The 16,500-nt window shown below is 70.2% G+C and carries 14 protein-coding genes; 8 read left to right on the forward strand and 6 right to left on the reverse strand.

All coding sequences use genetic code 11. The features are described from left to right. Position 1: 1 nt before the first annotated feature. From QSK31_RS34230 to QSK31_RS34240, 3 genes are read right to left on the reverse strand one after another with little or no spacing between them, the layout of a single operon-like run. Positions 2-1,594, reverse strand: coding sequence for a CotH kinase family protein (locus QSK31_RS34230; protein ID WP_285688751.1), 1,593 nt, complete (start codon positions 1,592-1,594; stop codon positions 2-4). After that, complete coding sequence (locus QSK31_RS34235; protein WP_285688752.1) at positions 1,594-2,271, reverse strand: DUF4956 domain-containing protein; 678 nt, start codon at positions 2,269-2,271, stop codon at positions 1,594-1,596. Before QSK31_RS34235 ends, QSK31_RS34230 begins: the two co-directional genes overlap by 1 nt. Positions 2,272-2,276: 5 nt before the next feature. Continuing rightward, complete coding sequence (locus QSK31_RS34240) at positions 2,277-3,179, reverse strand: polyphosphate polymerase domain-containing protein (RefSeq protein ID WP_285688753.1); 903 nt, start codon at positions 3,177-3,179, stop codon at positions 2,277-2,279. Positions 3,180-3,420: 241 nt separating this feature from the next. On the opposite strand from QSK31_RS34240, the gene QSK31_RS34245 reads away from it, so the two are divergent. The 7 genes from QSK31_RS34245 to QSK31_RS34275 all read left to right on the forward strand — a co-directional run bounded on the left by QSK31_RS34245 (position 3,421) and on the right by QSK31_RS34275 (position 10,496). After that, positions 3,421-4,632 carry a sensor histidine kinase gene (locus QSK31_RS34245; RefSeq protein WP_285688754.1) on the forward strand — a complete coding sequence of 404 codons (1,212 nt, stop codon included), beginning with the start codon at positions 3,421-3,423 and terminating at the stop codon, positions 4,630-4,632. Beyond that, positions 4,629-5,312: a response regulator gene (locus tag QSK31_RS34250; protein WP_285688755.1), complete on the forward strand. Its 684-nt coding sequence runs from the start codon at positions 4,629-4,631 to the stop codon at positions 5,310-5,312. The genes QSK31_RS34245 and QSK31_RS34250 overlap by 4 nt, the downstream gene beginning before the upstream one ends. Positions 5,313-5,365: 53 nt before the next feature. Then, positions 5,366-6,358 carry a LacI family DNA-binding transcriptional regulator gene (locus QSK31_RS34255; RefSeq protein ID WP_285688756.1) on the forward strand — a complete coding sequence of 331 codons (993 nt, stop codon included), beginning with the start codon at positions 5,366-5,368 and terminating at the stop codon, positions 6,356-6,358. A 265-nt stretch (positions 6,359-6,623) separates the two neighbouring features. Further along, positions 6,624-7,847: an ABC transporter substrate-binding protein gene (locus tag QSK31_RS34260; RefSeq protein ID WP_285688757.1), complete on the forward strand. Its 1,224-nt coding sequence runs from the start codon at positions 6,624-6,626 to the stop codon at positions 7,845-7,847. A 4-nt stretch (positions 7,848-7,851) separates the two neighbouring features. Beyond that, complete coding sequence (locus tag QSK31_RS34265) at positions 7,852-8,730, forward strand: carbohydrate ABC transporter permease (protein WP_285688758.1); 879 nt, start codon at positions 7,852-7,854, stop codon at positions 8,728-8,730. Next, the gene (locus QSK31_RS34270; RefSeq protein WP_285688759.1) at positions 8,727-9,551 is read left to right on the forward strand and encodes a carbohydrate ABC transporter permease; all 825 of its coding nucleotides are present in this window, start codon (positions 8,727-8,729) and stop codon (positions 9,549-9,551) included. Before QSK31_RS34265 ends, QSK31_RS34270 begins: the two co-directional genes overlap by 4 nt. A gap of 39 nt (positions 9,552-9,590) precedes the next feature. Then, positions 9,591-10,496 carry an SGNH/GDSL hydrolase family protein gene (locus QSK31_RS34275; protein WP_285688760.1) on the forward strand — a complete coding sequence of 302 codons (906 nt, stop codon included), beginning with the start codon at positions 9,591-9,593 and terminating at the stop codon, positions 10,494-10,496. Here the strand turns inward: QSK31_RS34275 and QSK31_RS34280 are convergent. The 3 genes from QSK31_RS34280 to QSK31_RS34290 all read right to left on the reverse strand — a co-directional run bounded on the left by QSK31_RS34280 (position 10,485) and on the right by QSK31_RS34290 (position 15,688). Next, a complete protein-coding gene (locus QSK31_RS34280) occupies positions 10,485-11,342 on the reverse strand; it encodes a WD40 repeat domain-containing protein (protein ID WP_285688761.1) in 858 nt (285 codons plus the stop codon). The genes QSK31_RS34275 and QSK31_RS34280 overlap by 12 nt on opposite strands. Before the next feature lie 135 nt (positions 11,343-11,477). After that, entirely contained in the window at positions 11,478-12,848 is a 1,371-nt protein-coding gene (locus QSK31_RS34285) for an alpha/beta hydrolase (RefSeq protein WP_285688762.1), read from the reverse strand. A gap of 107 nt (positions 12,849-12,955) precedes the next feature. Beyond that, on the reverse strand, positions 12,956-15,688 hold the full coding sequence (locus QSK31_RS34290) for an nSTAND1 domain-containing NTPase (RefSeq protein ID WP_285688763.1): 2,733 nt from the start codon (positions 15,686-15,688) through the stop codon (positions 12,956-12,958). 145 nt (positions 15,689-15,833) lie between these two features. On the opposite strand from QSK31_RS34290, the gene QSK31_RS34295 reads away from it, so the two are divergent. Then, positions 15,834-16,391: a hypothetical protein gene (locus tag QSK31_RS34295; RefSeq protein ID WP_285688764.1), complete on the forward strand. Its 558-nt coding sequence runs from the start codon at positions 15,834-15,836 to the stop codon at positions 16,389-16,391. Positions 16,392-16,500: the final 109 nt, after the last annotated feature.

Here is a 16,500-nt window from a genome sequence, read left to right on the forward strand (position 1 = left end):
GCTACCCCGAGGTCGAGGTCAGGTTCTTGGTGAGGAAGGCGGTGCGTTGCCGGATCAGGGTGCGTAGCTGCTCGGCCTCGGTGGCGCCGGCCGTCCGGTCGTAGCCGTCGACGGTGCCGAGCACCGTCAGCGCCGAGTCGAGCGCCTTGAGGGCGGTGCCGTTGCCGAAGGTCTGCTGGTACAGCTTGCGGTAGGCGTCGTCGTAGGTCTTCTTGAACGCGGAGCCGGCCAGGAACCGCTCCTTGAGTTTGTTGCCGCCGAAGCCGCCCCGTCCACGGCCGGCGCCGTCCCCGCCGCCGGGCGGCTGGAATCCCTCCGGAGGCTGGAATCCCTCCGGCATCCGGCCCCCGCCCATGCTCACCGTCTGGTGTGGATCCTGTTCGGCGCTGCCGGTGAGGGTCAGGTTGTAGTCCCAGCCGATGACGCTGAACTTCTTGGTCGCCAGGTCGTACCAGAGGTAGTAGTTGCGGCCCGGCCCGGCCATGTCGTCGAAGTTGATCAGGAGATTCTGTGCGGCGACGTAGCGGGCGAAGGTGGCTACATCGACACGGTCGCCGAGGTGCTTGTCGAACTCGGCATCGCTGCTGCCGTTGACCCAGCGGATGAGGTCGATGACGGGCTGCAGATCCTGGCTGCCCTTCTTGGTGATCTGCTTGAAGTCCTCGACGTAGTCGGTGGGGTCGTCGCCCTTGTCGGTGAAGCTGCCGGTGGCGAGGCTCTTGTACAGCACGCCGTGCCCGCCGAGGCGGTCGGCGAATTGCTCGTCCGGGTGCTCGACGATGAGGCGCGCGGTGGTGGGGCGGTCATTCACGGTGAAGCTGGTGTACGCATACCGCTGCACCGTCTCCCCGGCGGCGGCGAGCACGTTGAGCGACACCGCCTCGTTCATCACCGTCTTGCCGCCGCCCATGCCCGCCACCCGGACGGCGATCTCGCGGTGTCCCTGGTAGCGGCGTCCCTCGACGAACTCGTCGAAGCGGATCAGCCAGGGCAGCGTCTCCGGCTCCTCGGCCTTGAGCCCGGCGCCGAAGCCGCCCCGCCCGCCACCGCCGAACATCCCACCACCCGGAGCGCCCGGCTGGTCGCCGCCCGCGGCATCCGGCGCGGCTCCGTCGGCCGGCATCTGCGGGAAGCCACCGGGCGGGCCACCCGGTCCACCTTGTCCGCCCGGTCCGCCTTGTCCGCCCGGGCCCGTGCCGCGGGGCCGGGACTCGCCGTCGCGGGTCAGCTGGCCCAGCGTGGAGTTGCCCTTGAGCCGGATGCCGACGCTGGGGACGGCGACGCCGTCGATGGTGAGGTCGGCCTCCAGGTACTCCTTCTCGTCCTCCTCCCAGAGCTTGTCCAGCACGCTCTGGAAGTCGGCCTCGCGGAAGGTCAGCTTGATGCTGTGCCCGGCGGTCGCGTCGAACAGGTCCTCGGTGCCCTCGATGTTCTCGGTGACCTCGTCGCGGCCGTCGTCGCTCGCGCTGGTCACCAGCGGCGCCACCCGTACGGTGCTGAACACCACGGTGAAGGCGACCAGCACCGCGGCGCAGGTGGCCAGCAGCTTCCAGTAGTGCCGGATCCGGACCGGGATCCGGTGCCTGAGCGCCATCAGAGGTCGGTCTGGTCGTAGCCGGTCAGCACCGTGACCCGCTGCCCGCCCGTACGCTCGCCGAGCGCCGCGATCAGCTCGCCCGGCTCGGCGCCCTTCTTCAGCCGCACCGTGTACATCAGCTCGGTGAGCGCCCCGCCGCGGATCGACTCCATGCTGATCAGCTCGAACTCGGTGGTCTGCGCGATCAGCACGTCCTGGATGTGTTCGGTGTAGTTGCCGTCCGGCGGTACCTGGACCTTGACCACCTGCCGTTGCACGTTGGAGGCGAACCAGTTGAAGCGGTACATCACCAGGATGATCAGGCTGATCACGACGGCCGCGATGATCGCCAGGGTGTAGAACCGGGTGCCGGCCGCCATCCCCACGCCCATCACCAGGAAGATGAACCCGACGTCGCGGGTCTCCTTGATGGCGTTCCGGAATCGGACCACCGACAGCGCGCCGACCAGCGCGAAGGCCCGCGCGATGTTGGAGCCGACGACCAGCATGATCAGCGCGATCAGCATCCCGAGGATGACCAGCGTCTGCACGTACGACTGGCTGTACGACACGTTGCGGTGGGTGAACCGGTAGACCCAGCCGATCATGGCGCTGAGGAAGAACGACAGCGACAGGGCGATGGCGATGTCGCCGACGCTGAACGTACCGGAGAGATCTTGGATGTCGAAGGGCACGGAAGTCATACCTCGCTGGGCTCGAAGTCGGGACTGGGGATTTCTTCGGGTACATGGAAGACGGAGCGTGGGGCGCGGCCGAAGGCCTCGACGCTCTGGCAGTACTTGGAGACGCGGGCGACCGACATGCTGAGGTGCGCCGCGAGGTCGGTGAGCCAGTAGGGAACCCGCTCGTTGGCCTTGAACTCGACCACCGACATCCGGGCGGGCACGATCAGCCTGTTCTCGGTGCCGGAGGCGAAGTGGAAGTCCCGGTCCCGGCCGCGGACGCGCTGGTCGAGGGTGACCCGCAGCCCGGTGTCCGCGTCCCGGCCGACGAACGCCTCGCGCTGGTAGCCGGTCATCGCCACCGGGTGCAGGTCGAGCAGGGAGATCAGCTCGAGCACCTCCTCGACGAAGGCGCGCTGGGACGGCTCGTGCTCGATCATCGCCCGCCGGTCACAGAGGTCCCGGGCGGCCAGGTAGGGCACCGCGATCCGCCGTTTCTGGGTGACCCGGTTGACCCGCTGCTTGATCTCGACGTGCACTGTGCTGTCGTCACGCACGGCGAACCGGTCGCCGTAGTGGCGCACGCGCAGCTTGCGACGGAACTTCAGCCCCTCGATCTTCTCCCAGTAGAACCGCAGGTCACGAGTGTCGTAGTAGGTGCTCCACACCCCGTAGCCGCCGTCGGTGCCATGGCTGTCGGCGTCCAGGCGGCTGCGCAACGCGGCACGGAGCTCCGGGATCTGCGTACTCGGCAGCAGGTATTTGATCTCGTAGCGGTTGAACTGGTGCAGGGCGCTGGGCGCGCGCATCGCATGGCCGGCGTGGTCATCGCCGCGCTGCTCGGCCGCCCGGCTCGGCTCGGGCTCGGCGGGCGGGGCGGGTTCCGGTGGGGCGGGGCCACGACGGAACAGCGATCGCATGGGCAGGCCAATCTGTCGGCAAGGTTAACGGCAGGTGTACGCCGGGCACCGCACAACGATGACGGAGCGGCCCCGCCCCCGCGTCGTCACTCCGCAGTCATCTGATCGGCCGCCGAGTACTACAGAAGTGGTATTCGTTCGGGAACGACGCTTTTCATAGGTCTCTCATAGCTACGAGCACTAGGCTCCGCCGTCTCCTACCACCCGCGTGGTAGGCCGGCGGCAGGCTGCCTACGACGAAGTGAGGACGCGTGACGAGATCCGGGCGCATAGCGTCGTCGTGGTGTTCACCCGTGCCGTCCGATGGCTGCGTGGCAACGCCGTGCGTCATCCGCTGCTGATCGACGCGCTTCTCGGCGCGCTGCTCGCGGCGCCGGCCGTGCTGGCCGCGGCGAGTTCGCACCACCCGGCCGACCTGCCGAACCCCGGCGGCGTCGGCGTCGGTCTGGTCGCCTGGGTGGCGGTCGCCTGCCGGCGGCTGCGGCCGGTGCCGGTGCTCCTGGTCACCGCCGTCACCGCGGTGACCTTGACCCTGGTCGTCGGATCGCAGCAGCCGGCTCTGATGATCGCGCTGGTGGTCTGCGTCTACACGGTCGCGTCCGGCCTGGACCGGCGGCGCATCTGGCTGACGGCGACGGCCGTGGCCCTGCCGCTCTACCTGGCCGCGACGGCCACCTCGGACAGCAGCTGGTGGGCCCCGCAGAACCTCGGCGTGCTGGGCTGGATCGGCATGGCCGCCGCCGTCGGCGACGCCGGGCGCAGCCGGCAGGCGTACGTCGCGGAGGTCGAGCAACGGGCCCGCCGCGCCGAGCAGACCCGTGAGGACGAGGCGCACCGGCGCGTCGTCATGGAACGCATCCGCATCGCCCGCGAGCTGCACGATGTCGTGACCCATCACATCGCCACGATCAGCGTCCAGGCCGGAGCGGCCCGGCATGTCCTGCTGAAACAGCCCCAGGTGGCCGACGTCGCGCTCGAACACATCCGCCGGGCCTCCGACACGGTGCTCCGGGAGCTCGCCTCGGTCGTCGGCGTGCTGCGTCAGGCCGACGACCTCGACGACGGGCCGGTACCCGGTCTGGCCCGGCTGCGCGATCTCCTCGGCACCGCCACGGCCGCCGGTCTCGAGGTCGACCATCGGGAGCACGGAACCGTGCGGGACCTGCCCGCCGTGGTCGATCTCGCGGCCTACCGGATCCTGCAGGAAGCTCTGACCAACGCGAAGAGGTACGGCACCGGCTCCGCCTGCCTCACCGTCAGGTACCTGGCCGACCAGGTGATCCTCGACGTCACCAACGCGATCGGCGGGCCGGGTTCGCCCGGCGGTTTCGGCCTGCTCGGCATGCGGGAGCGGGCGGCCGCCGCCGGGGGCACCCTGGCCGCCGGGCCCGGGGACGACGGCCGTTTCCGGGTGCGTGCCGTCCTGCCCGCGGCCGGCAAGGAGCAGCCGTGACGATCCGCGTCCTGCTCGCCGACGACCAGACGCTCATCCGGGCGGGCTTCAAGGTCATCCTCGACAGTCAGCCGGGTGTCGAGGTCGTGGGTGAGGCCCGCACCGGCGCCGAGGCGGTCGAGCTGGCCCGGACCACCCGGGCCGACGTGGTGCTGATGGACATCCGCATGCCGGAGATGGACGGCGTGGAGGCGACCCGCCGCATCGTCGCCGACGAGGACCTCGCCGGCGTCCGCATTCTCGTGCTCACCACCTTCGAGAACGGCGACAACGTCGTCCGGGCGCTGCGGGCGGGCGCGAGCGGCTTCCTCGGCAAGAACGTGGAACCCGCCGATCTGGTCCGGGCCGTGCAGACCGTCGCCGCCGGCGAGGCCCTGCTTTCCCCGCAGGCCACCGGAGCGCTGATCGGCCGATTCCTGAGCCGGCCGGAACTCGAGCCGGCGCCGGAGGCGGAACTGGCCCGGATCGCCACGCTCACCGACCGCGAACGCCAGGTCGTCGTCCTCGTGGCGCACGGGCTGTCGAACGAGGAGATCGCCGAGCGCCTCTACCTCTCGCCGTTGACAGCCCGGACGCACGTCTACCGCGCGATGACGAAACTGGGCGTCCGCGATCGTGCCCAGCTCGTCGTCCTGGCGTACCAGCGCGGCATCGTCTGCCCCGGCGAGCAGATCGGCTGAGGGTTGTAGAGTCCTTCGCACAAAGCTATTTACGAGCGGAGGCGGGCGGGACGTTGCCGGCGGGTCGTCAAGTCACGATCTATGAGGTCGCCGATCGTGCTCAGGTGAGCATCTCGACCGTCTCCAACGTGCTCAACAAGCCTGATCGGGTCAGTTCGGCAACCCGGGAGCGGGTGCTCGCGGCCGTCGACGAGCTCGGGTTCGTTCCGAAGGTCCAGGCGGTCAGTCTGGCGCGGCGGGGTACCGGCCGGGTCGGTGTGATGGCGCCGTTCACCTCCTACTCCTCGTACCTGCGCCGGTTGTCGGGGCTGCTGACGGCGGCCACCGAGCTGGAGATCGACCTGCTGGTATTCGATCATGAGTCGGCCGCGCTGGCCTCCTCCCCGGTGCTGGCCAGTATGCCGGTGCACGGGCGGTTGGACGGCCTGATCGTGATGGGCCTGCGGATCGAGGACGCCATCGCCGACCGGTTGCGCGAGCGGCATCTGCCGACGGTCGCGGTCGACGCGGACAGCGTCCTGTTCAGCCGGGTGGTCATCGACGACGCCGCCGGGGGCCGGATCGCGGCCGAGCACCTGCGGGACCGTGGCCACCGCAGGGTGGGCTACCTGCTCGAGCGGCAGGTCTCGGACTACGAGTCGCAGGCCATCCGGCGGCTGACCGGGTTCCGCGAGGTCATGGCCGCGGCCGGCGGCTCGGTGGTCGTGACGAGCAGCGACAACTCGGTCGACGCCGCGCGCGAGGTCGCCGCGGGTCTGCTCGACGCCGCGGACCGGCCCACCGCGATCATGGCGCATCACGACGCGCTCGCCGTGGGGGTTCTGATCGAGGCGCGCAACCGTGGGCTGCGTGTTCCGCAGGACGTGGCCGTCATGGGCTTCGACGACGGCGAGATCGCCATGGCGGCCGACCTGACCACGGTGCGCCAGCCGTTCGAGGAGTCGGGTAGCACCGCGCTGAGCGTCCTGCTGGGCCATCTCGGCGGTTCCGACCTGCGATCGACGACGGTGCTCGACGTGCGCCTGGTCCAGCGATCGACCACCTGACCAGCTGCGGAAGCCGGCTCCGATGCGGGTTGGCCCGGCATAAAAGTGCTTTGATAGAAACTGTTGACAGGGCTTTCCCGATGAGGTTTCGTGCTTGTTACGCAGAGGCTTGGCCTCCGGGATACGTCCATCCATGAAATGTTGGTGAAGTATGAGATATCCAGCTATGGCAGCATTGGCCTGCGCCGGTCTGCTGGCCGCAACGGCGTGCAGCGCGCCGGGTAGCGACTCGGACACCCCGGACACCGCTGGTAGCACGGGGGCTGTGGCCACGACCTGCGGCAGCGATCCGGTCACCTTGAAGGGCTACTTCGAAACCGGGTTCCCGTTGCCCAAGCAGCTTTCCGACGAGTTCACCAAGCAGTTCCCGAACGTCAAGTGGGAGGTCCGCGAGGACCAGTTCGCGGTGATCACGCAGAACGCGCCGAGGGTGCTGGCCGACGACCCGCCGGACCTCATGCGCCTGCCTCAGGTGTCCGAGCTCGTCAAGGACAGCCTGCTCAAGCCGCTGGACGGCTACGCCCAGGCGTACGGGTGGGACAAGTGGCCCGCCTCGCAGCTGGAGCAGATGCGGGTCAACCCGGACGGCCGGCGCGGTGACGGTCCGCTGCAGGCGCAGGGGCTGAACTTCAGCATGACCGGCGTGTTCTACAACAAGAAGCTGGCGGCCCAGGTGGGCATGACGCAGCCTCCAGCCACGCTGGCCGACCTCGACGCGGTGCTGCAGAAGGCCAAGGAGGCCGGGCTCACGCCGATCGACCAGTTCAACGGCGGCGCGACCGGTGGGCTCGCCTTTCCCTTGCAGAACCTGATGGCCTCGTACGGCGATCCCGCTGCCATCAACGACTGGATCTTCCAGAAGCCCGGCGCCACCATCGACACGCCGAGCAACCTGCGGGCCGCCCAGCACCTGGAGAAGTGGATCAAGGCCGGCTACTTCGCGTCCGACATCAACTCGCAGGACTACGCGACGATGATGAGCCGCTTCATCGGCGGCAAAGCCCTGTTCATGTTCAACGGCGACTGGGAGTCGGGCAACCTCGACAAGCAGATGGCCGGCAACGCCGGATTCTTCCTGATGCCCTCGCAGGCCGCGGGCGGCAAGCAGGCCGCGATGTCGGCCCCGCTGACCTACGGGATCAGCGCCAAGGCCACGCACGCGGACTGTGCCGCGTTCTTCCTGAACTGGGTGGCGACCGATCAGAAGGCCCGCGACATCGCCGTGACGGTGGGCGGTTCACACCCGATGGGCCCGTCGGACGCGTACATGCCGGCGGTCAAGGAAGGCACCGTCACCGCGGCGACGCTGACCGCCGGCGCCACCATCGGCAAGGACAACGGGGCCATGGACTTCATCGCCAACGCGACCGGCGCGATCTACGCCAAGAGCTGGACCCCTCAACTGCAGAAGCTGGCGGCCGGTCAGCAGACCCCGGCCGCGCTGTTGAAGTCGGTGCAGAAGGACTACGAGAGTCAGGTCAAGGGCTGATCCGGTGACCCGTCGTCATTCCGGGGCGTGGCTGGGCTGGTTGTTCGCCGCCCCCGCGGCCGTCATGTACGCCGTCTTCGTCCTGCGGCCGCTGGCGCTGACCGTCCAGTACTCGTTCTACGACTGGAACGGCATCGGGGCGTCCACCTGGGTCGGGCTGGAGAACTACACCCGGTTGTTCACCGAGCCCGAGCAGTTCGCCACCATCCTGCACGCCTTCGAGCTGATCCTCTTCTTCAGCCTCGTCCCGGTGCTGCTCGGCCTGTTCGTGGCGGCCACGATCCGCGGCATCGCGCAGAGCCGCCTCGCGATGGTCGCCCGTACGGTGCTGTTCCTGCCCCAGGTCATCCCGCTGGTGGCGGCCGGCATCATGTGGAGCTGGCTGCTGTCCTCGACCGGCCTGGCCAACGAGTTGCTGTCGGCGGTCGGCCTGGGCCGCCTGACCCGTGCCTGGCTGGGTGACTTCGGGACCGCGCTGCCGGCCGTCGGCGTGATCGGCGCCTGGGTCCTCGTCGGCCTGTGCACGCTGCTCCTGCTGGCCGGGATGAGCAAGATCGATCCCGCGCTCTACGAGTCGGCACGTCTCGACGGCGCCGGCCCGGTACGCGAGTTCTTCGCCATCACCCTGCCCAGCCTGCGTCAGGAGATCGGCGTCTGCGTGACCGTCACGATCATCGCCGCCCTGGCAAGTTTCGACATCGTCTACATCTCCACCCAGGGCGGGCCGGGCAACTCCACGATGGTCCCGGGTCTGGAGATCTTCTACCTGGCCTTCTCCGAGCGTGAGGTCGGGCGGGCCTCCGCGCTGGCGGTCGTGCTGGTGATCCTCGTCCTGGCCTGTGTCCTGCCGGTGCAACGGTTCACCCGGGACGGATCCCGATGATCGTCACCCGCCGCGAGACCCTGACCGGGCGCGTCCTGCTCCTGTTGCTGATGGCGATCACCGTGGTGCCCTTCATCAGCCTGTTCGTCACCGCGCTGCACCCCTCGGGCACCTACCCGGCCGGGCTGTCCTGGCCGGACGATCCGCAGTGGGGGAACTTCGCCGACGCGTTCCGCTCGGCGCGGATGGGGCAGCTCCTGCTCTCCAGTGTTCTCATCGTGGCCGGTGTCGTCCCGATCTCGCTCCTGCTCGGCACCATGGCCGGTTTCGCCTTCGGTCACCTCCGCATGCCCGGGCATCGCATCGGATTCTTGATCTTCGTGCTCGGCCTGACGCTGCCGTTCGAGGGCATCATCACGCCGCTGTACTACCAGGTTCGCGACCTGGGCCTGCTGAACACCCGCTGGGCGATCATCCTGCCGCTCGTCGGCCTGTTCATGCCGTTCTCCGTGCTGTGGATGCGGGCCCACTTCGTGACCATGCCCGACGACCTGTCGGAGGCCGCGCGCATCGACGGCGCCACCACCTGGCAGCTCTTCCGGCGCGTGCACGTCCCGCTGGCCCGTCCCGCACTGTCGTCCCTGGCGATCCTGCTGTTCCTCTGGACCTGGAACCAGTTCCTGCTGGCCATCGTTCTGGTCGACGACCCGGCGAAGCGAACCATGGCGGGCGCCCTCGGCGCCTTCCAAGGTCAATGGGGGACCGACATCCCGCTGCTGTGCGCCGGCTCGCTGCTCATCCTCACTCCCACCCTGGCCGTGTTCCTGATCTTCCAGCGACGCTTCGTGGCCGCGCTGCTGCAAGGCTCGATCAAGGGCTGAGCCCGCTCCGTTGCCCCTTCTCATGACCGGAACCAGCACATGACCAGCACGCACGGCCTCACCGGCGACGAGCGCCGGAACTTCGTCCGCTACACCCGTACCCGCGCCTGGCCGATGCTCCAGCGCTTCCCGATCACCGACGAGCTGCACGACGAGTTGCTGGCTCAGATGCTCGGCTGCGCGACCGGGACCGTGCGATCCATCGTCGGCGCCTTCGCCGAACAGGCGCGGGACACGGCCGCGGACATGCTCGCCGACCCCCGATTCCGGGACGTGGTCGGGGCCTTGCCGTTCGGCCCGGAGGACCGCGTCGTCGCGATCGGCGACTCCGTCACCGCCGACCGCATCGGCTGGTTCGAGATCCTGTCCGCCGCGGTGACGCTGGTCGGCGGACCGGCGCCGACGATGGTCAACCTCGGTGTCAGCGGGAACACGACCGCCGACGTCATCGAGCGGTTCGACCTGGTCGAAGCCAGCCGGCCCACCCATGTCCTGCTCATGCTCGGCACCAACGACGTCCGGATCCACGGGCGCGCCGTCGGACACCGCATGGCGACCGGACCCGAGACCGAGCGCAACCTGCGTGTCCTGCTCGACCTCATCGCCGGTCTCGGAACCACCGTCACGGCGATCACCCCACCGGTCGTCGACCAGGGACGTATCGACGCCTTCTTCGCCGGTGAACCGGTGCGCTGGCACGAGCGCGACATCGACGAGGTCGCCGAGATCGTCCGTAAGGTGGCCCCCGCAGGTCTCGATCTGCACACCGCCTCCCGGAGCGAGGACCTGGGCGGCTACCTCGAAGCCGACGGTGTCCACCCCTCCCCGGCCGGCCAGCGGCTGATCCTCGCCCACGTCGTCGAGCACCTCACGGGACTCCGATCAGGTCTCGCCGGGCCGGCCACGCTGAACCCGAACGGGATCCGGACGCCGTCAGATCGGTGATCCCCGCTCGAGGGTCAGCAGGGTGACGCCGCCCTCGTCGCTGATGACAGCCACCAGGCCGGATGCGACGGCCAGGCCCGCCGGTGCGGTCCGGGCCACCCGCCGGCGCCACAGGACCGTGCGGCTGGCGTCGAGGGCGGCGATCGATCCGTCCGCCGTCGCCACCACCAGCGCCCCGCTGTCCTCGGACAAGGCGAGACTCACCGCCGGGGCGCCCGGCTCGATCACGCCGATCCGGACGAGATCGCGATCGAGCAGGGCGATCCGGCCGTCCTGGTACGAGACGGCGAGCAGGGCGCGGGAGTGTGCGGTGGCCACGACCCGGCCCGGCAGGAAATGCGTGCCGGTCAGCTGGGTCGCGGGATCCCACACATCGACGTGACCGAGATGGGAGACGACCACGACGGCCCCGTCCCAGGCGTGAGTGGCCAGGACCAGTCCGCCGATCGTCCGTCCCCGGACCGCCAGTTGCCGCCCGTCCGCGTCCCACACCCGGCTGCGCCCCGACATCGTGGTGCTGACCAGGTGTTTTCCTCCGGACAGCCAGGCCAGGTGGTAGGGCCGGTCCCGGAGGATGGGCATCGCGACGATCGTCTGTGGCGGTCGATCGTCGAGGATCCGCCACGTGGCGACGCTGCCGTCGGCCGAGATGGTCGCCAGCAGGGCGACGGCAGCCGGATTCCAGGCGGCCGCCACGATGCCGCCCCCGTGGCGGATCCGGCTCGTCCGGTCGGGGACGTTCAGCGCCGAGGTGTCCCAGAGCACCAGGTCACGGTCGGGCGACCCGGCCGCGAGCCGGCTCGCGTCCGCACGGAGGGCCACCGGCAGACGACGAGCGGCGAACATGGCGCTCCCTCACACGTGGAAGTTGCCGAATCCTCTGTGGTCGGCCGCCGCCACGGCACAGATGAGCGAGTGCGAACTCATATTCCGACAGGCAAGGCGCTTTGGCAATAGTCGATCATGAAGGGGCGCCTGCCGTCACTCTTTCCGGCAGACCTTCCCGGCCGGCGGCAGTGTTCCGTCGAGGAAGTAGCGGTCGATGACGTCCGTCGCGCAAGCGTCGGTGCCGTAGGCGACATGACCGGTGCCCTGTACGGTCAGGAGCCGGCCGGCCGACAGGTTCTTCGCCGCCGACTCCGCCCAGGCGTACGGGGTGGCGGTGTCGTGGGTGGTGCCGACGACCAGGATGGGCGCCGACCCGCGGGCGGTGATCGGGTGCGGGCGATAGGTCGCGTGCGCCGGCCATCGGGTGCAGACGACGCTGCCGGCCATCATCCGGCCGAAGAGCGGGTACCGGGCGGCGGCCCTCCTGGCTTCCGCCATGATCTGTGCCGCGGTGCGGTGATCGGGCAGGTCCAGGCAGTTCACCGCGTGTGAGGCCACCTCACCGCCGCCCTCGCCGCCGCCCGGCTGGTACTCCCCGGCACGAAGCTCGCCGAGCAACTCATCGAGCGAGGGCCAGGTGGCGGGCTGGCGCAGGATGTTCGGCAGCAGTCCGTTCAACTCGGCGTCCTGCCGCAGGAACGGCGCGAGCCATGCACGGGCCTCCGCCACGGTCAGGTCGCCCAGCGGGCAGCCGGCGCGGGAGGCGCACCCGGCGTGGTAGTCGGTGAAGGCCTGCTCGGCGGCACGGGCCTGACCGTCGAAGAAGCCGGCCTCGTCGCTCGCCGGGTCGACCGCGGAGTCGAGTGCCATGCGACCGACCCGCTTCGGGAAGAGGTCGGCGTAGAAGAGGCCGATGCGGGTGCCGTAGGAGAACCCGGCGTAGTTCAGCTTCGGCTCGCCCAGGACTTCGCGCAGACGGTCGAGGTCTCGCGCGTTGCCGAGGGTGTCGACGTGGTCGAAGACCGGCCCGGACTGGCGGCGGCAGGCGTGGGCCCAGGTCGCCGTCGCCTGTTCATAGCGCACCCGTTCGCCGACCGAGCCGGGGACACCCAGCCGGGCGAACGCGGCGTCGGCGTCCGGTGGGCAGCTCAACGGCGACGACTCGCCGATCCCGCGCGGATCCCAGGAGACGATGTCGTAGGACTCGCGCACCGCCGCGCCGAACTTCCCGGCCATGGCGGGCAGTCGTTGCACGCCGGACACGCCCGGTCCGCCGGGGTTGGTGAGCACCGCGCCCAGGCGCTTGCCGGTGGCCCTCAGCACGGCGACCCGGAGCGCCAGGGTGGGTCCGCCGGGATACTTCCAGTCGACCGGCACGCTCACCCAGGTGCATTCGATCGGGGCGCGGCCGATCGGGCAGGGTTCCCAGCGCGGCGTTCCGGTCTTGGCGTTCGCGACGCCGGTGACCGCCGCGAGCGCGGCGGCGACACCGGTCACCACGAACAGTTTCCATCGACGGATCATGATGCTCCTGTCGGTCGGGAGTGGACCGCTTCAGCATCGGAGACCGCCACGGGTGACCGACAACCGGCGAACCCGCCTGTTTCGGGTGGGGCCAGCCCTACCCACGATCACGGTCGAGGGCATACCTGCTTGCGCGCCGCGCCCGGGAAGTACCTGTCCCAGTCGACGGCGGCCGGTCGCACGCAGGTCTGGCGGATCACGGCGGTCAGATCGCTGTTGAGCGTCCACATCGCCGACATGTCGTCCAGCAGGGCCAGCTCGGTGCCGTTGAGCCGGGGTGAGTACAGCCGAAGGCCCTGGGTGTGCAGGGAGAGCAGTCTCTTGCCGGTCACGGCATCCCAGATCCGGACCTCGGCCCCGTCGACGACAGCCACCGTTCGTCCGGCGGGATCGAACGCCGTGGTTGCCGCGGTGTCCAGGCCGTCGGCCCGGGCGACGACACGCGGGGCGTCGGGGTCGCTCGCGTCCAGGACGGTCATGGTGACGGTGCCCGGGTAGGACGTGACGACGATGAGCCCGTTCGCTCCGGTCCGGACGATCGCCGGGTGCGGGACACGTGTCAGCGTGGCGATGCGGCGGCCGTCGAGGGTCCAGTGTTCGATGGCGTCCTGGTTGCCGTCGCGCCGGCTGAGGATGATGCCGGAGCCGTCGGGGAGCACGGCCGTTCCGACCACTGCCGTGGCGGGGAGCCGGCGGACGGACGGGTCGCCCACCCGCCACACCCTGGCCACCTTGTCGGCGCCCACGGCGCTCAGCACCGAACCGGTCCGGTCCAGGCCGTCCATCAGGCCCAGATCGGAGGGGGCGCTGATCCGGCGGGGGCGGTCGAGGTCGGCCAGGTCCCAGAGGAAGGACCTGGTGTTCTCGGTTCGGTAGATCGCCCGGCGTTCGTCGATGCTGTACAGGTGGAGATGGGTGCCGGCGGTGGGCAGGATGCCCGCGGGCTGCCACGTCGGGCCGTTTCGCCGCCAGAGCTGCTCACCGCGCGTACGGGCCTCGTAGGTCACCGCGAACCGGCCGGGTGGATTCGAGTATCCGTTGCCGAGGGTGGTGGCGCCCGCGGCGGCGTGCGCCAGGAGCAGCACGTCGCGGGCCTCGACGGTGGGTGCGAGCCGGTACGCGGCCAGTGCCAGCGCCGCGGCGTCGCGGGGCCGGGAGGCGATCAGGTCGCGGGCCGTGTCCGAGGCCCGCACCGAGAGCGCCTCGTTACGCTGCCGAGCGGCCCGTTGTTGCGCGGCCGCCGCGGCGACCGCGGTGCCGGCGAGCAGGACGGCCAGCGCTGTCAGCCCGGCGGCGAGGCGGCGCAACCGGCGGGTGGCGCGCTGGTCGGCTCGTACCCGGGCGCGCTCGGCGGCGAGACCGGCGTCGAGGAACTCGCACTCGCGCGGGTTGAGCCGGTCGCGCAGCAGAGCCGCCTGCTCGAGGCGGGCGCCGCGGTAGAGGGTGTCGGGGTCGCGGTCGTGCGCCTCCCAGATCGCGGTGGCCTCGGTGAGCCTGTTCTGCGCGCGCAGGTCGTCGCGATCCTGGGCGATCCAGCCGGCCAGTCGTGGCCAGGCCCGCAGCAGCGCCTCGTGGGTCAGGTCGACGCTGTCGCGGTCGATGGTGATCAGCCGGGCGGCGGCGAGCCGGTCGAGGAGCGCGTCCGGCACCCGCAGGTCGGCTCGCCGGACCCGCCGCTTGGTGTCCGCGGTGCCGTCGCCCGGGACCACCAGGCGCAGGAACAGCAGCCGCGCCGTGTCGCGGTCGTCCTCCGTGAGCTGCTCGAAGGTCCGTTCGGCGGTCCGGACGAGGGCGTGTTCGATGCCGCCGACGTCCTGGTAGCCGGCCAGGGTCAGGACCATGCCGCGGCGGCGGCGCCAGGTCTCGGCGAGCGTGTGTGACACCAGCGGCATCGCGGCAGGCTGCCCGGCGACATCGGAGACGAGGCGGGCCACCAGCGCCGTCTCGATCGTCGCTCCGGCCCGGGCGGCCGGTTCGGTGATCGCCGCCCGCAGTTCCTCGGTGGACATGGGTCCGACCAGCACCTGTGCTCGGTGCAGCGTGGTGACCAGCTCCGGATAGCGTGCGCAGTGGCCGTAGAAGTCGGCGCGCACGCTGACGACGACGCGGGCATGTGGCCCGGCCGCGATGGTCAGCGCCCGGATCAGCCAGAGCCGCGCGGCCTCGTCACAGAGCGTGAACGCCTCTTCGAACTGATCGACCACCAGCAGCAGGTCGTCGTCGGATGCTTTCGCGAGCCAGCCGCGGAGCGCTTCGGGACTGCCCGCGAGGTCGCGGTGGACGCGGTCGGCGGGCTCGTCGGCGAGATCGGCCACCGCCACGGCCAGCTCGGTGATCGGGTCGGCTCCCGGCGTGATCAGGATCGCTGTCCGTGAGGTGCGGGCGATCAGGCCGGCCCGCAGCAGCGACGACTTGCCGGCGCCGGAGGCGCCGAAGACACCGACGAACGGGCGTTCGTCGACCAGCGTCATCAGGGTGTCGGTCACGGCCTCGCGGCCGAAGAACCGGTCGGCGTCGCTGACCTGGTACGGGGTGAGACCCACGTAGGGCGCGGGGGTGTCGGTGCTCGCGCCCGGCTGCGCGGCGGCGAGCTGACGCCACCGTTCGGTCCAGGCGTCGGCGTCGCCCTGGCAGGCCCGGACGACCGCGGTGGTGACGGCGAGGCTGGGCAGCCGGCGGCCGGACAACGCCTCGGACAGCGCCGCGGCCGAGTAGTTCGTCCGTTTTCCGAGTTCCCGGTACGAGGGCTGGCCGGCCCGCCGGCGGAGTCGTCGCAGGTCACCGGCGAACCGCAGCAGGGGAGTGTCCTCCGACTCCAGTGGGCGTTCCTGTCGGGGCACTCGCACCTCCGTCGGTCGTCCGCCGTGTCCGGCGTTTGTTGTTCAGCAGCCGGGATCGAACCTGAACAACGCCTGGCCGCCTACGGTCCGGATCAGGACGCCTTCCACATTAGATGTCGGTGCCACGGCATTGAGGAGTCACCTGATGACAATCGCACGTTCACGACGGCCCGTCGCGGCCGTCGCTGCGGCGGTGCTGTGCATCGGCATCGTTCCCGCCTCCGCGTCGGCCGCTCCCTCGCCCGGCCCGGCCGATGCCGTCCGGCAACACCAGCGGGACGAGCGCCGGGCGAACTTCGACGGCCGCGTGCCGGATGCGCGTACGCTCACCGCGCTCCGCACGAAGCAGCGCTCCGCCGGCGTCACCAAGCTCGATAAGGGCCTCGGCGCGCAGGGCCTGGTCGACATCGACCCGGCCACCGGGACCGCTCGCCGGGTTGCCCGGGTCGACGGCTTCCTGACCACGGCGAGTGACAAGCCGGCGAAGGAGATCGCCACCGGTTACGTCGCCGCGAACCCGGAGGTCTTCGGTCTGAGCGCGGCGGAGACGGCGGCCCTGCGGCTGCGCAAGGACTACGTCGACATCGACGGCACCCACCACCTGAGCTTCGAGCAGGTCGTCGGCGGTGTGCCGGTGTTCGGCAACGGAGTCAAGGCCGCCGTCACGAAGCATGGGGAGCTAGTCCCAACGCCGTTCAGTTAGGCGGTCGGGTGGATCGTCAAGGCGTGTCTGAGGCATAGAGCAGCGGAGCTCCGGTATAGAGGGTGGTCACTCTAAGACGCCCTTGAACCTGGAGCTCCGCTGGCTGATC

The sequence above is a fragment of the Actinoplanes sp. NBRC 103695 genome, from assembly GCF_030269485.1.
In the GTDB taxonomy this organism is placed as follows: domain Bacteria; phylum Actinomycetota; class Actinomycetes; order Mycobacteriales; family Micromonosporaceae; genus Actinoplanes.